Annotated in this window: 14 protein-coding genes and 1 tRNA gene; 8 read left to right on the top strand and 7 right to left on the bottom strand. The window is 62.3% G+C overall.

Features of this window, described 5'->3' with window-relative positions:
• Window positions 1–20 precede the first annotated feature (20 nt).
• Window positions 21–96, bottom strand: a tRNA-Ala gene (locus JP75_RS16225).
• A gap of 77 nt (window positions 97–173) precedes the next feature.
• Window positions 174–1,190 carry an NAD-dependent epimerase/dehydratase family protein gene (locus tag JP75_RS16220; RefSeq protein ID WP_035084916.1) on the bottom strand — a complete coding sequence of 339 codons (1,017 nt, stop codon included), beginning with the start codon at window positions 1,188–1,190 and terminating at the stop codon, window positions 174–176.
• A gap of 74 nt (window positions 1,191–1,264) precedes the next feature.
• Between JP75_RS16220 and JP75_RS25425 the strand changes: the two genes are divergently transcribed.
• On the top strand, window positions 1,265–1,831 hold the full coding sequence (locus tag JP75_RS25425) for a TetR/AcrR family transcriptional regulator (protein WP_051960793.1): 567 nt from the start codon (window positions 1,265–1,267) through the stop codon (window positions 1,829–1,831).
• Here JP75_RS25425 and JP75_RS16210 read toward each other — a convergent pair.
• The gene (locus JP75_RS16210) at window positions 1,828–2,829 is read right to left on the bottom strand and encodes a Gfo/Idh/MocA family protein (RefSeq protein WP_035084914.1); all 1,002 of its coding nucleotides are present in this window, start codon (window positions 2,827–2,829) and stop codon (window positions 1,828–1,830) included. The genes JP75_RS25425 and JP75_RS16210 overlap by 4 nt on opposite strands.
• Before the next feature lie 185 nt (window positions 2,830–3,014).
• Between JP75_RS16210 and JP75_RS16205 the strand changes: the two genes are divergently transcribed.
• The 3 genes from JP75_RS16205 to JP75_RS16195 all read left to right on the top strand — a co-directional run bounded on the left by JP75_RS16205 (window position 3,015) and on the right by JP75_RS16195 (window position 5,527).
• A complete protein-coding gene (locus JP75_RS16205) occupies window positions 3,015–4,355 on the top strand; it encodes a hypothetical protein (RefSeq protein ID WP_035084911.1) in 1,341 nt (446 codons plus the stop codon).
• On the top strand, window positions 4,352–5,161 hold the full coding sequence (locus JP75_RS16200; protein ID WP_051960792.1) for a COG3904 family protein: 810 nt from the start codon (window positions 4,352–4,354) through the stop codon (window positions 5,159–5,161). Before JP75_RS16205 ends, JP75_RS16200 begins: the two co-directional genes overlap by 4 nt.
• Before the next feature lie 87 nt (window positions 5,162–5,248).
• On the top strand, window positions 5,249–5,527 hold the full coding sequence (locus JP75_RS16195; protein ID WP_035084909.1) for a hypothetical protein: 279 nt from the start codon (window positions 5,249–5,251) through the stop codon (window positions 5,525–5,527).
• Window positions 5,528–5,543: 16 nt separating this feature from the next.
• Here JP75_RS16195 and JP75_RS16190 read toward each other — a convergent pair whose 3' ends face one another.
• Both JP75_RS16190 and JP75_RS16185 read right to left on the bottom strand, forming a co-directional pair.
• Complete coding sequence (locus JP75_RS16190) at window positions 5,544–6,746, bottom strand: GGDEF domain-containing protein (RefSeq protein ID WP_051960791.1); 1,203 nt, start codon at window positions 6,744–6,746, stop codon at window positions 5,544–5,546.
• An 82-nt stretch (window positions 6,747–6,828) separates the two neighbouring features.
• Window positions 6,829–7,842: an LLM class flavin-dependent oxidoreductase gene (locus JP75_RS16185; RefSeq protein WP_035084907.1), complete on the bottom strand. Its 1,014-nt coding sequence runs from the start codon at window positions 7,840–7,842 to the stop codon at window positions 6,829–6,831.
• 108 nt (window positions 7,843–7,950) lie between these two features.
• Here JP75_RS16185 and JP75_RS16180 point away from each other — a divergent pair, with 108 nt between their 5' ends.
• Both JP75_RS16180 and JP75_RS16175 read left to right on the top strand, forming a co-directional pair.
• Window positions 7,951–8,538 carry an acyloxyacyl hydrolase gene (locus JP75_RS16180; protein ID WP_152565874.1) on the top strand — a complete coding sequence of 196 codons (588 nt, stop codon included), beginning with the start codon at window positions 7,951–7,953 and terminating at the stop codon, window positions 8,536–8,538.
• Window positions 8,539–8,585: 47 nt separating this feature from the next.
• Window positions 8,586–9,152 (top strand): acyloxyacyl hydrolase, encoded by a 567-nt coding sequence (locus JP75_RS16175; RefSeq protein ID WP_035084901.1) that lies wholly within the window; start codon window positions 8,586–8,588, stop codon window positions 9,150–9,152.
• Between the two features lie 55 nt (window positions 9,153–9,207).
• On the opposite strand, the gene JP75_RS16170 is transcribed toward JP75_RS16175, so the two are convergent.
• Window positions 9,208–10,398 (bottom strand): BaiN/RdsA family NAD(P)/FAD-dependent oxidoreductase, encoded by a 1,191-nt coding sequence (locus JP75_RS16170; RefSeq protein ID WP_035084898.1) that lies wholly within the window; start codon window positions 10,396–10,398, stop codon window positions 9,208–9,210.
• 328 nt (window positions 10,399–10,726) lie between these two features.
• Between JP75_RS16170 and JP75_RS16165 the strand changes: the two genes are divergently transcribed.
• Both JP75_RS16165 and JP75_RS16160 read left to right on the top strand, forming a co-directional pair.
• Window positions 10,727–11,770, top strand: coding sequence for an aspartate-semialdehyde dehydrogenase (locus JP75_RS16165; protein WP_035084894.1), 1,044 nt, complete (start codon window positions 10,727–10,729; stop codon window positions 11,768–11,770).
• A gap of 204 nt (window positions 11,771–11,974) precedes the next feature.
• On the top strand, window positions 11,975–12,856 hold the full coding sequence (locus JP75_RS16160) for an EamA family transporter (protein ID WP_051960790.1): 882 nt from the start codon (window positions 11,975–11,977) through the stop codon (window positions 12,854–12,856).
• 9 nt (window positions 12,857–12,865) lie between these two features.
• Here the strand turns inward: JP75_RS16160 and JP75_RS26875 are convergent, their stop codons facing one another.
• Window positions 12,866–13,213, bottom strand: coding sequence for an EF-hand domain-containing protein (locus JP75_RS26875; protein WP_051960789.1), 348 nt, complete (start codon window positions 13,211–13,213; stop codon window positions 12,866–12,868).
• Window positions 13,214–13,272 lie beyond the last annotated feature (59 nt).

Below are 13,272 nucleotides of genomic sequence, written 5' to 3'. Positions count from 1 at the left end.
AGCACTGATTTGGAAAGAATTGGTGGAGCTGAGCGGGATCGAACCGCTGACCTCGTCATTGCGAACGACGCGCTCTCCCAACTGAGCTACAGCCCCGCACCAATGGCTGAGATATGGACATAAAACGCTGACAGGGCAAGAGGGATCGTGGACCGCCCCTGCCCCGGTTGACCTCAAACAAGGCGTTGCGAAACGAGGCTATCGGCAGTCGCCAGAAGGGCCTCGGGGGCGGTGCGGAGCGGGCGGCCGAGAAGGGCGATGGCGTCGCTCGAATCGAGCTGCTTTATGTAGCCAAGCTCGCCCATATTGTCGCGCATGTCCCGATCGAAAAGAGCATAGAGGCGCACGGCCCAGTCGGGCATGCCAAAGCTCGGAATGCGCCGCTCCGGATAGCGCTCGCGGAGGATTTTTGCCGCTTCGAGGAAGAAGACGGTGCGCTCGCCCATGGGGAAGCGCTTGCCGCCAGCATCGGGCGCCGTCATGGCGGCGACATGGGCGGCGGCGATATCGCGCACATCGATAATGGTCATGGGAATACGCGGGGCCGCGGGAATGGAGCCATCGAGCAGGCGCTGCACGATGACGGCAGACGTACCGGGATCATCATCAAGAAGGGGGCCAAAAATGGCGCTCGGATTGATCACCGCCAGGGCATTGCGACGACCAGCAGCGTCCATGATTTCCCAGGCGCGCTTTTCCGCCAGGGTCTTGGATTCCTGGTAGAAATTGACGGCGCGGCCGTTGAGATCAGTCCAGTCCTTGGCTGTGAACGGCGTCGTCCGGCTCTTGTCGTGGCCATAGGCGATGGCGGCCATGGAGGAAGTGAGCACGATCCGTTCGACGCCGGCCTTGTTGGCAGCGTTGAGGGCACGCTCGGTGCCTTCGACGGCTGGGCCGATCAGTTCCATCTTGTCCTTGGGGATCTGGATGAGAAAGGGCGAGGCCGTGTGCTGCAGATAGCGTACGCCCTCCATGGCCTCGTTCCAGCCGCCATCGCGCATCAGGTCGAGCGCCACGAATTCGAGACGCGAGACATCGCCACCGTGGCGCCGAAGCGTCTCGCGCACCTTGTCGGCACGCTGGAGGTTGCGCACGCCGCCGCGGACGGTGTAGCCAGAATTGAGAAGCTGAAGGGCGACATGGCCGCCGAGAAAGCCGGAAATGCCGGTAAGCAAAACACGATCGGTCATGATTGTTCTCCTGACGAACTGAACGATATATAGTTTAATCGTTCAGTTCGTTCAAGATGTGGAGTTTGCAAGAGATGGACCTGGGCCTTGATCGCGCCGCCGAAAAGCGCCGCCGCATTCTGGATGCGGCGCGGCTGCTATTTGTGCGCGATGGCTTGCGGGGCACGACCATGGAGGCGATCGCCCGCGCCGCCGGCGTCGCCAAGCCCACGCTCTATGGCTATTTTTCCGACAAGGACGCGGTCTTTACCGCGATTCTCGACGACCTTTCCGACGCGCTGACCGCCGCCTTCGACGCGGGCATGGCCGGACCCGGCACGGTTGCCCAGCGCATCGGCGCGGCGCTGGCGGGAAAATATGGCACCATCGCCGCCGTGGTCGAAACCTCGCCCTTTGCCGAAGAACTCTATTCGACCCATAGCCGCGTCTCGCTCCGCTTCCGTACGCTCGATACGCAGATGAACGAGACCATGGTGCAGCAATTGCGCGCGGCTGGTGTGCGCGAGCCGGCCGAGCTCAACCGGCTGGTGCAGGCGGCGGCCTATGGCGTCGCCCGCAAGCTTATCGATGAGGCCTCCGTGCGCGCCGCTCTTCCGGTTCTGGCCGAGCGGCTGATCACGCCGGAACTGCCCAAAAGCTAAACCCGCTCCCAGGCACCCGATTTTTCGCTGGCAAAGATGGCGTCGAGTACCTTCATCGAGGCGATGGCATCGTCGACACCGTAGGGCGCTGGAATCTCCCCAAGGACAGCCTTGGCGAAGGCGCTAGCCTGTTCGGTATATTGATCGCAGGCCGGCAGGATTTCCCGACGCGCCAGCGAGCCGTCGATTGGCGAGCCGGTATCCACCAGGATTGCGGTCCGTTCATTGGGCGGAGCATTGAAGGGAATGACGATCTCGAGCTTGCCCTTGGTTCCAAAGACTTGCACGCGCTGGTGCGGCGCGAGCTGGGTCGAGCAGGTGAAGCTGAGGCGCTTGCCGCCACCAAAATCCATCAGCACGCTGGCGAGACGATCGGTGCCGAAATTGGGATCGCGCTCGACCAGCGAGACGACGCGCTGCGGCTCGCTTTCGAAGAGGAACCGGCCCGAGGTGATCGGATAGCAACCGATATCCAGAATGCCGCCACCGCCGATATCGGCCTGGTTGCGCACATTGTCCGGATTGGCGTTGAAATAGGAAAAGACGGCGTCGATGGCGCGCACTTCCCCCAATTCGCCCGAGCGGATGATCTCGCGCGCCCGCTGCCATTGCGGATGGAAGCGGATCATGAAGGCCTCCATGACGAGGCGCCCCGCCGGCACCTGGCGCAGCTCTTCAGCTTCCTTTGCCGTGATGGCGATGGGCTTTTCGCAGAGCACATGCTTTCCCGCCCGCGTGGCCGCGAGCGTCATGGGCACATGCAGGTGGTTGGGCAGGGGATTGTAGATGACATCGATATCGGGATCGGCAAAGAGCTCTTCATAAGAGCCATAGGCTTTGGCAATGCCCAGCTTGTCGGCCGCTTCGCGGGCTTTTCCGAGATCGCGCGAGGCAATCGCGACCACTTCGCAATTCTCCGCCTTCTGGATGGCCGGCGTTACCTTGGCCATGCCGATATTGGCGGTGGACAAAATCCCCCAGCGGACTTTCTTCGTCATTCTCGTCTCCCGTGTCGTCGCCGGATTGGCCTAGCGCCCTCGTGCCTCGCCCCGCAAGCACAAAGCGCGCTCACGACAGCGTCATCGTACCAGCATTAACCGCGTCGCAATCTGCCCACTTCTTGCCGAGATCGCTGTGTTAACGTCGGCTCAATCGGTCCGCGCGGCCGCAAGGGGGACCAGAGATGCAGCTCAAGCCCAACGCCTTCCGTCTCAACGAAACGGTGCGCGGGGTGGAGACCATGACCCGCTTCGCCCTCGCGGTCCTGGCGCTCGCCTCAGGCGTTTATACCTATCTCGGCGTCCGCGGCATTCTCGATGGCTCCGCCACTTTCGTCTTCTTTGCCGCCATCATCTATTCGGCCGCTGTCTCCGTCGCCATCTATGCCTTCTGGAGCTTTATGCTCCGCTTCGTGCCGCTCGTGACCTCTGGCGTGCAACGCATCGGCCTTTTCATCACCATGACCATCGGCTGCGCCATGATCATCGCCATGTCCTCCTGGCTCAATGCCGCCGCCCTCGCGGGGTCGGCTGCCACGGAGCAGCACATGGCCGTCACCCTCCAGGGCTATGCCGAAGACCTCGACCAGGCCCATGCCAATGCCTTGGCCGCGCAGAGCCTCCTGCCCGACGTGCAGCGCGCTGCCGAACGGTTTTCGGGCCTGGCTGCGGACGAGCGCGAATCCGGCGCCCTCACCGGCACCACCGGTTCGGGCAGCGTCGTGCAATTGCTCACCCAGATGGGCTCGCAGATGAACCAGTTGGCTGCAACCATTACCGGCAGCCGCGAGGAGGTCGCCGCGCTCTTCGAACAGGGTTCGGCGCGCCTCGCCACCATGCGCGAACTGGTTTCCACGCCCGGCCAGATCGAGCCGCGCGCCGACGCCTTCCAGACCGAGGCCGTGCAGCTCTCCGCCGTGATTGCCGCCCTGCAGCAGACCGGCGTCGCCGCCTCGGTCAAGCGCGCCTCGGCCGATCTTTCCGCCGGCTTCATCGCCCCGGTGGCCGATGGCCGCTCGGCCGACCTCGCCAATCGCCAGGACCAGGTGATGGAAACGGTGCGCGCCTCCGTCGCCGCCCAGTCCACCGCGCTCAGCGCCGCAGCCGACGAGATCCTCGCCACCCCGCAGGTCGAACAACGCCGCTACACCCCGCTTTCGTCAGCCGAAGCCGTCCTGCGCTACTGGCAGGATTTCATTCCCTCCTGGGCCGGCGCCATTTCCATCGACCTGCTGCCGGTCGTGCTGGTTCTCGTGCTGATGATCGTCAATGACGCCATGCGAAAAGATTCGTCCTCGCTCGAAGAGGCCGAGAACATCACCGCGGCGGAAATGCTGCGCGCCCTGGCGCTCTATCGCCGCATGGAGGCCGCCGGCATCGACGTCGCAACCGGACAGCCCAAGCCAGAGCCACAGGCACCGGCAGAAGACCTGCCCGCGGCCGCCGAACTACCGCCCGACGATGGCACCGTCACCCCCATCGAGACCGCCCAGCGCAAACGCACCGACGGGCCGCGACCGGCATGAAGACCGAGGCAAACGACCGTGCGCCTTCGGCCAGTCCCGGCATTGTCAGCCGGCTTGCAGCCATCGATGATGGCAATATTATCCGCGCGGCGTTCTTTGCCCTGCTGATCGGCACGGCCAGTGTGCTCTATGTTGATTTTCGCGAGCTGGCCCTGAGTGAGCCTGCTGCCCTGGCGCCCGCCTTGACGCCGATATTGCCCCCGGCGGACCCAGGCAGCGGGGTCGAAGGCCGGCCCATGCCGCACATCACCTCGTCGCCGGAAACCCTCGATGCGCCGCTCGCCATCACCCTCGAGAGCGGCGGCGACCTGAAACTGGCTGGCACCATCGATCCCGGTTCCGCAATCCGGTTCAGGACGGAGATTGAACAACGCGGCGAATACGTGAAGACTGTAGTTCTTGATTCGCCCGGAGGATCAGTGATGGACGCGCTGGAGATCGGCGCCCTCATCCAGGAAAAAGGCCTCGCGACAAAGGTCGCCGCCGGAAATCTCTGTGCCTCCTCCTGCCCCATCATTTTCGCCTCCGGCGCCGAGCGCCTGGCCAGTGCCGACTCCGCCATCGGCGTACACCAGATCTATGCCGCATCGCTTGGCGAGGCATCGCGCGATGCCATGGCCGTGGCGGGTGTTGCCATGGCCGATGCGCAATCGACCACGGCCGAAATCACGAGACATCTGACCAAAAGCGGCGTCGACCCGGCCCTTTGGCTGCATGCGCTCGATACGCCGCCCGACCGGCTCTATTATTTTTCAAGAGAGGAGATGCAGCGTCTGAAGCTTGTCACTCAACTCATCGAGAATTGAACGCCTGCCAGGAACCGGTGGAGGACCGGGGCCGTTAGGCGGGTAAGGGCCAAAAGTGCCCAAAATACCTCGTGGAGGAGGCTATACATGTCGGCAACACACACTCTGACGCGACACAGCGATATCCAGAGCTGGGTCACTGATCGCAAGGGCATTCCCGCCTTTGCGCGTATCCGCAACCGTTTCGGCGAAGAGAAATCCAAATTGCTGCTGCGGTTCGTCCGCAGCCAGGGCGGCACGCTCGACGACGGCATGAGCCCGTGCTCCTGGACCGCCTGGTTCGCCGAACTTGATCGCCAGCAACTGGCGCTGAAGGTCACTCAGGCCGGGGACTGCGAACTCGTACCGCGCGCCGCGCTCAACTAGGCGTCTCACAAAGCAATCATGCCCGAGCCTGCTGCTCGGGCCCATCTCGTAAAATTCCAATGGCCGTAACCGGCGCGACGCACACGCGATCGCGCCCGCGATTTTTTGCTTCGTAAAGGGCCGTATCGGCGCGCCGCAACAGGTCAGCCAGGCTTTCGCCTGTCTCCATGGCGGCAATACCGAAGGAAGACGTGATCTGCCGCTCCATGCCGCGCTCTGCCGCCGGCAGGTCGCGAAGCAGCCGCCTTGCCATCTCAGCCGCGCCCCGGGCGACACCGAGGTCGGCGCCGGGCAGCAAAATGGCGAATTCTTCCCCGCCCAGCCGGCCGATAACGGCCCGCAGATCAAAGCTCTGCCTCAGCACGCGACCGAAAGCGGCAATCGCAAAATCCCCCGCGGCATGGCCAAAACTGTCATTGATGGCTTTGAAATGGTCGAGATCGGCCACGATCATCACCGCCGGAGCACCCGCCCGCACCGCCAGCAACCGGGCCTTTTCAGCACGATCCTCAAAACCGCGCCGATTGAGCAGGCCCGACAGCGTGTCGGTCTCCGAGCGCGCCGTCATATCGGCCATCATGTCCCGCACGATGATGAGCAGAATGAGAAGGCCATTGGAGATCAACAGCACCGCCGCCGTACTCTGCGAAATCGCCGCATAACTGCTGCCGAGATATCCCTGCGGCGAGCCCCCCGAACCGATCAGCAAGGCAATGAAGGGTTTTGAGAGGAAATTGAGCGCGACCACCACCATGAGGCCAACCAGGGCCATATCGAGGGCGCGGTTGGATTTTCGCGTCAGGATAAGCGCGGCGCCGAGGAGTTGCAGCACCGCATAAGGCGCCTGATAGAGAATGGCGCGCACAAAAGAGTCACGCGGCATATCGAGAATGGCGACATTGATGGCCAGCGAGACCGCAACGACCAGCCCGAGAATGAGCCAGGGCGGCCTGATGCCGTAATGGCGCGCAATGCCGACATTGGAAAGGGCGAGCGCAAACAGAAAGGCCGCGAATATGGAAACGCTGACCGGCCTTGCATCGACCTGATAGGGCAGGATGAATTCGAAGACGCCGTTGAGAATGCCGGTCGCATAGGCCAGTGATAGCCACCGCGCGCCGATGGCATCGCGAAAGTAGGCGGCAACAATGCCAAAGGCGGTGGCAAACAACCCCGCGATAAAGAGGTTGATGGCCAGCACGAAGCCTGCGGCGCTCATGGAGAATTCCGGCACGGTGGGACTGAGCCGATCGTGCCGTCGTTTCGGTAAAGAAACGTTAAGTTTTCCACAAAACCCCGCTTTAGCGGGGCTCAACCCCCAGCGCCTCAGCGAGAAGCGCGAAGGACCGGCGGCGCAATTCATAGGAGTGAATGGTGGTGGTGATCATCACTTCGTCAGCCTGCGCTTCCCGCGCCTTTGCCGTGATTTCTTCGGCCATGCGTTCGGCACTGCCGACCATCCAGAGAGCACCCTGATGCGCAATCACCTGCTGTTGCTGCGGCGTCAGGGTTTTGGCGCGCTCAATGGCTTCTTCCGGGGGCGTCAGACGGCGCTGCTCACCCGTCACGAACAGGGCCCAGTTCACGGCCTGTGAGGTCGCGAGATACTTCGCCTCCTCATCGGTCGGCGCGGCGATGACCGAGAGACAGAGAATCGTGCGCGGCTCTGGAAAATCCGCCGATGGCTCGAACGCGGCACGATAGGACGCAAAAGCGGGCGCCGCCGGGGTGTGCGAAAAATGCGCCGCAAAGGCATAGCCAAAGCCGATCTGACCCGCGGCCTCGGCGCTGGCGCCAGAGGAACCAAGCAGCCATTTGGGCGGGAGACGAACGCCACCGGGCGAAACCGGAACCCGCGAGAACGGATGATCGGACGGGAAATTGTCCTCGTCAAAAGCCATCAGTTCGGCGAGATAATTGGAAAATTCCTCGCCACCACCGGAGCGCAGGGCCCGCATGGCATAACCATCCCCGCCTGGTGCACGGCCAAGCCCGAGATCGATGCGGCTCGGATGCAGCGCTTCGAGCGTACGATAGGCCTCGGCAATACGTAGCGGCGCATGGTTGAGCAGCATGACGCCGCCGGAGCCGACGCGGATGCCTTTGGTGGCAGCCGCGGCGCTGCCGATGAGAATTTCCGGCACGGAAGATGCGATGCTCGGCATGCCGTGATGCTCGGCATACCAGAGCCGCTCATAGCCCAATTCGTCTGCCGCCTGCGCCAGCTTCACCGTCTCTGCCATGGCCTCTGCAGTGGAACTGCCCTGGGCAATGGGGGCGAGATCCTGGAGGGAAAGCTTGAAACTGGCGGGCATGGGAAACTCCAACGGTTGTCCCGCTTATATCGGTACCTGCCGATGGATTTCCAGAGGCTTACGCAAAGCGCCCTTTTGTGCTAGCTTGAAGCGAATGAGGGTTATGCTGTGCGGCGTGCTATTCTTCTGACGATGCTATTGGGTGCCTGCGGCACCGGGACTGCGAACGCGCAGAATCTGCTCGATCCCCATCCGCTGGCAGGCGTCGTCGATGAACTGCGCTTTGGCCTCCATGCCTATAATGTGCACGGCGCCATGCTGCCGTTCCTCGTCAATGAATGGCAGATCACGGAAGTCCGAAGCCTCAGCTTCGACGTGCTTTTCGTCTCTCCCGACATCGATGCCTTCCGCTGGATCGGCTCGCCCCGGCCCGAGATCGGGACCACCATCAATCTCGGCGGCAAGGAAAATCTCCTCCATGCCGGCCTCACCTGGCAATTGCCGATCTTCGATACGCCAATTTACTTGGAAGGTACGTTTGGCGCCGCCATTCACGACGGCGCTCTGACCGGCGCCGCTTATCCCACGAAGAATTTTGGCTGCCGCATCAATTTCTACGAGCGCTTCGGTATCGGCGCCAATCTCTCGGACAATGTGACGGCCACCGTCACCTACGAGCACACCTCCAATAACAATTACTGCGAGGCCAATGACGGCCTCTCGAATTTCGGCGTCCGCCTGGGCTGGAAGTTCTAACACCTTCTTTTGCTTAGTATCCTCAGACGATGGGGACTACTTTCTCTATGAAGATCCATGAGACGAGCCGTATCGCACTAACGGTGCTTCTGCTGTTTTCGGCCCCTGCCCTCGCGCAGGATTTTGGCATTTCCGAAATTCGCGGCGGAATCTTTGCCCATAGCGTCGACGAGCCCGGGACCTTCCTCGACCTGCTCAATGCCGACCGCGTCCAGAACCTCAATATCGAGCTGCTGTTCGACACGCCGGGCCTGACCGACTGGGTCACGCTGGGCGAACTCCGCCCTCATATCGGCGCCACGCTCAATACGGGTGGCCTTGAAAGCATGGTCTATGCCGGCGCGAGCTGGACCGTGCCCCTCTTCGATTCGCCGGTTTTCATCGAAGTCGCCTTTGGCGGCGCCGTGCACACGGGCAATAATATCGGCCCGACGCCCATGCCCGCACGCAGTCTGGGCTGTTCCCTGCTGTTCCACGAAGCCGCCAGTCTCGGCGTTCAGCTCTCGCCTAATGCCTCGATTATGGCGACGATCGAGCACGCCTCAAATGCCAATCTCTGCCTCGACAATCGCGGCTTGACCAATATGGGCATCCGCCTCGGCTGGAAGTTCTAAGCATGCCTCCCGAAAGTGGGCACCGGTTTCGGGACAAAGGCATGCGTCTAGCAAACTAGGCCGCCTGTCCAGCAGACCAGCCCGAGGCCCAGGCCCACTGGAAGTTATAGCCGCCAAGCCAACCGGTCACATCAACTGCTTCGCCCACGAAGTAGAGGCCGGGCACCGTGCGCGCCATCATCGTCTTGGCGTCGAGCCCCGTCGTGTCGATGCCGCCCAGCGTCACTTCCGCCGTGCGATAGCCTTCAGAACCCACTGGCTTAAGCGTCCAGCGGCTGACCTGATCCGCCACGGGCTGCAGCTTCTTGTCCGAAAAATCGCCGATCATGCCAGGCTGGTTGATCAGTTCGCCCAGCAATTGCGCCAGGCGCTTGGGCAGGTGTCCCGCCAGCACGGTCTGAACGTGATTGCGTGGCTGCTCTTTGCGCGCCGTCTGCAACATGGCCAGCGCGTCCCGCTCGGGCAGGAGATCGACGGAAATACTGTCGCCTTCGCGCCAATAGGACGAGATCTGCAGGATCGCCGGGCCGGAGAGCCCGCGATGGGTAAAGAGCAGGGCTTCGCGGAACTTGGTCTTGCCATGGCTGATGACAGCGTCGGTCGAAACACCGGCCAATTCCTTCAGCTCTTCCAGCTTGCCTTCCTCGAACGTCAGCGGCACGAGGCCCGGACGCGTCTCGGTGACGGCGAGGCCAAATTGCTTGGCCAGCGCATAGGCAAAACCCGTCGCGCCCATCTTCGGGATCGATTTGCCGCCCGTCGCGACAACGAGGCTTTCGCAGGTGACATAGCCGTCACCCACCAAGACCTTGAACCCCTCGTCGATCTTTTCGACCGAACCGACCGAGCGCCCCGTCCAGATCGCCGCACCGGCCTGCCGGAGATCGTCGATCAGCATGGAAACGATCTGCGTCGCCGGCCCATCGCAAAAGAGCTGGCCCAGCGTCTTTTCATGGAAAGCAATGCCGCGCTTCTTCACCCGTTCGATGAACATATCAGGCGTAAAGCGCGACAGGGCCGAAAGGGCAAAACGCGGATTGCTGCTCAGGAACCGCTCGCGTCCCAGAACGTGCGTCGCATTAATATTGGTGAAGTTGCAGCGCCCACCGCCCGAAATACGGATTTTTTCGCCCGGGTTCTTGGCATGGTCGACCACCAGCACCCGGCGTCCGCGGCGCCCCGCCTCGATACCCGCCATGAGGCCCGCGGCGCCCGCGCCCAGGATGATGATGTCAAAATCGGTCATTTCGGGCCTTTCGCCGCTCTTTGCCTTCCCGTATCGCCCCCGGTGGCCCGACGCCACTCCAATTTCATTGACTCTTTCCTATTTGAGAGTATGAGAAGTCCTGCTTTTCCTATGAGAGCACTGATTTTCATGCGCAGCTTCGGCCACATCGCCGTTTTCATGACCACCCGGCCCAAGGCCGGATTCATGCTTGCCATGACCAAAACCACCAAAACCGTCTGACGCTTTTCCCCGGGTTCCCTCCCGCCGGGGAGAGGCTCAAAGCACTGACCGCGATGAAGACATCATCGCGCGGGGGCGGAAAAGGTAAAGGGACCGGAGTTCCAAAATGGGTTATCGCGTCGCTGTAGTCGGGGCCACGGGCAATGTGGGCCGCGAAGTTCTCAATATCTTGGCCGAGCGCAATTTTCCGGCTGACGAGGTCGTCGCTCTCGCCTCGTCCCGCTCAATCGGCAAGGAAATTTCTTACGGCGACAAGGTGTTGAAGGCCAAGGACCTGCAGCATTTCGATTTTTCCAATATCGACTTTGCCATCATGTCGGCCGGCGGCGCCATTTCCAAGGAATGGGCGCCCCGTATCGCCGCGGCTGGCGCCATCGTCATCGATAACTCTTCCTACTGGCGCTATCACTCGGACGTGCCGCTGATCGTTCCGGAAGTGAACGGCCACGTGCTCGACCGCTGGCTCAACGATGCCAAGCGCAATAACATCATCGCCAACCCGAATTGCTCCACCGCCCAACTCGTCGTGGCGCTGAAGCCGCTCCACGACGCCGCGACCATCAAGCGCGCCGTCGTCGCGACCTACCAATCCGTTTCCGGCGCCGGCAAGGAAGGCGTCGACGAGCTCTGGAACCAGACCAAGGGCATCTTCGTCAACGATTCGCCGACCCCCAGCAAGTTCCCCAAGCAGATCGCCTTCAACGTCATTCCCCACATCGATGTGTTCATGGAAGACGGCTACACCAAGGAAGAGTGGAAGGTTCTGGCCGAAACCAAGAAGATCCTCGATCCCAAGATCAAGGTCACCTGCACCGCCGTGCGCGTGCCTGTGTTCGTGGGCCACTCGGAAGCCGTCAATCTCGAATTCGAAAAGCCGATTTCGGCCGACGAAGCGCGTGATCTCCTACGCGAAGCCCCGGGCATTTCCGTGCTCGACAAGCGCGAGGCCGGCGGCTACGCGACCCCGGTGGAAGCCGTTGGTGAATACGACACTTTTGTCAGCCGCATCCGCGAAGACGTCACCGTCGAAAACGGTCTCGCCATGTGGGTCGTCTCGGATAACCTGCGCAAGGGCGCCGCGCTCAACACCATCCAGATCGCCGAAGCGCTCATCGAAAAGGGTTATCGGGCCCGCGCCCTCGCTGCTTGATCGGCACAATCGGCGTCGGTGGATCATCGGCGCCGCACCACCTTCGATCGTCATCCTCGGGCTTGACCCGAGGACACTTCAATTGGACTCGGATCAAAAGTGTAGAGCCCTCGGGTCAAGCCCGAGGGTGACGGTGCGGATAAAGATGCCGGTTGAGCCCGACGGCACACGAGCGTACAAGACTACCGTACCGGTAGTTACTCCATGCCCATCCGCCATATTCTCCTCGCCCTTCTGGTCGTTGCCATCTGGGGCTTCAATTTCGTCGTCATCAAACTGAGCGTCGAGGCGCTGCCGCCCATTCTGGCGGCCGCCCTGCGCTTTTCCGCCGCCGCCTTCCCGGCCATTCTCTTCGTAAAGCCGCCCAAGGCCCCGGCCTGGCTGGTGATTGCCTTCGGCCTTTCCTTCGGTTTTGCGCTCTATGCCTTCCTCAACCTCTCGATTTCTTGGGGCATGCCGGCCGGGCTCTCCTCCCTGGTGCTGCAGACCCAGGCCTTCTTCACCATGGCCATGGCCTTCGTGCTGCTCGGCGAACGGCCAAGCAGGTTCCAGGTCATCGGCGCAGGAATCGCGTTTCTGGGAATCGGCGTCATCGCCTTCGAACGTATCGAGGGCGCCGGCTTCGTGCCGCTGATGATGGTGTTGCTGGCGGCGGTCGCCTGGGGTCTCGCCAATGTCCTCACCAAGAAGGCGGGCAAGGTCAACGCCATTGCCTTCACGGTCTGGGGCTCGCTGGCCGCACCCCTGCCGCTCTTCGCGCTATCCTTCGCTACCGAAGGAAGCGAAGCGATCCTGGCGGCTTTCACGGGTTTTGGCTGGTCCGACGCAGCGCTGATCGCCTTCCTCGCCTATCCCGCAACCCTGCTCGGCGGCGGCATTTGGAGCTGGCTCTTGGGACGCCATCCGGCCTCGGTCGTCGCGCCCTTTACCCTCCTCGTCCCGATCACCGGCCTCTTGTCCGGCTATCTGGTGCTGGGCGAAACCATCACCGCAATCGAGATCGTGGGCGGCATGCTGGTAATCGCGGGCCTCATCGTCACCCTGAGAAAATCGAAATCAGCCGAGCCGACGATCCGGCTCGACTGAACATCTGTCCTACTGGACGAGGGCTTCCGGAGCCGCGGGCGCGTCGGCCGGAATATCCGCGGGCACGTCGAGCGGCGCTGGTACAGCTTCGGCCGGCGCGGGGACAGCCTCAGCCGGTGCCGGCACGCTGGCCGGTTGCAGCGCATTGAGCTGTTCCGGCGTCAACCCGCCAGCGCCTTCAATATCGGCCGTGGCAAATTCCTCTTGTGTCAGGTCAGGCCAGACAACTTGCAGTTCCTCATAGCTGAGGCGGCCGTCGCCATTGGCATCGACATCGGCAAAGGTAAGAGGCGTCTGCGCCATGACAGGCACGGCGAAAAGCGAAGCGGCCACAAGGCCGAGGGCGATCTTGCGCATGGGAGAAAGTCCTAAGGTCAAAGGAGGGGCGACGAGGTCGCAAAATGAGGCCGCCACCC

Source organism: Devosia riboflavina (assembly GCF_000743575.1).
Taxonomy (GTDB): Bacteria; Pseudomonadota; Alphaproteobacteria; order Rhizobiales; family Devosiaceae; genus Devosia; species Devosia riboflavina.
Note: the sequence above shows the minus strand (reverse complement) of the source record. Positions and strands in the feature narration are given on the sequence as shown.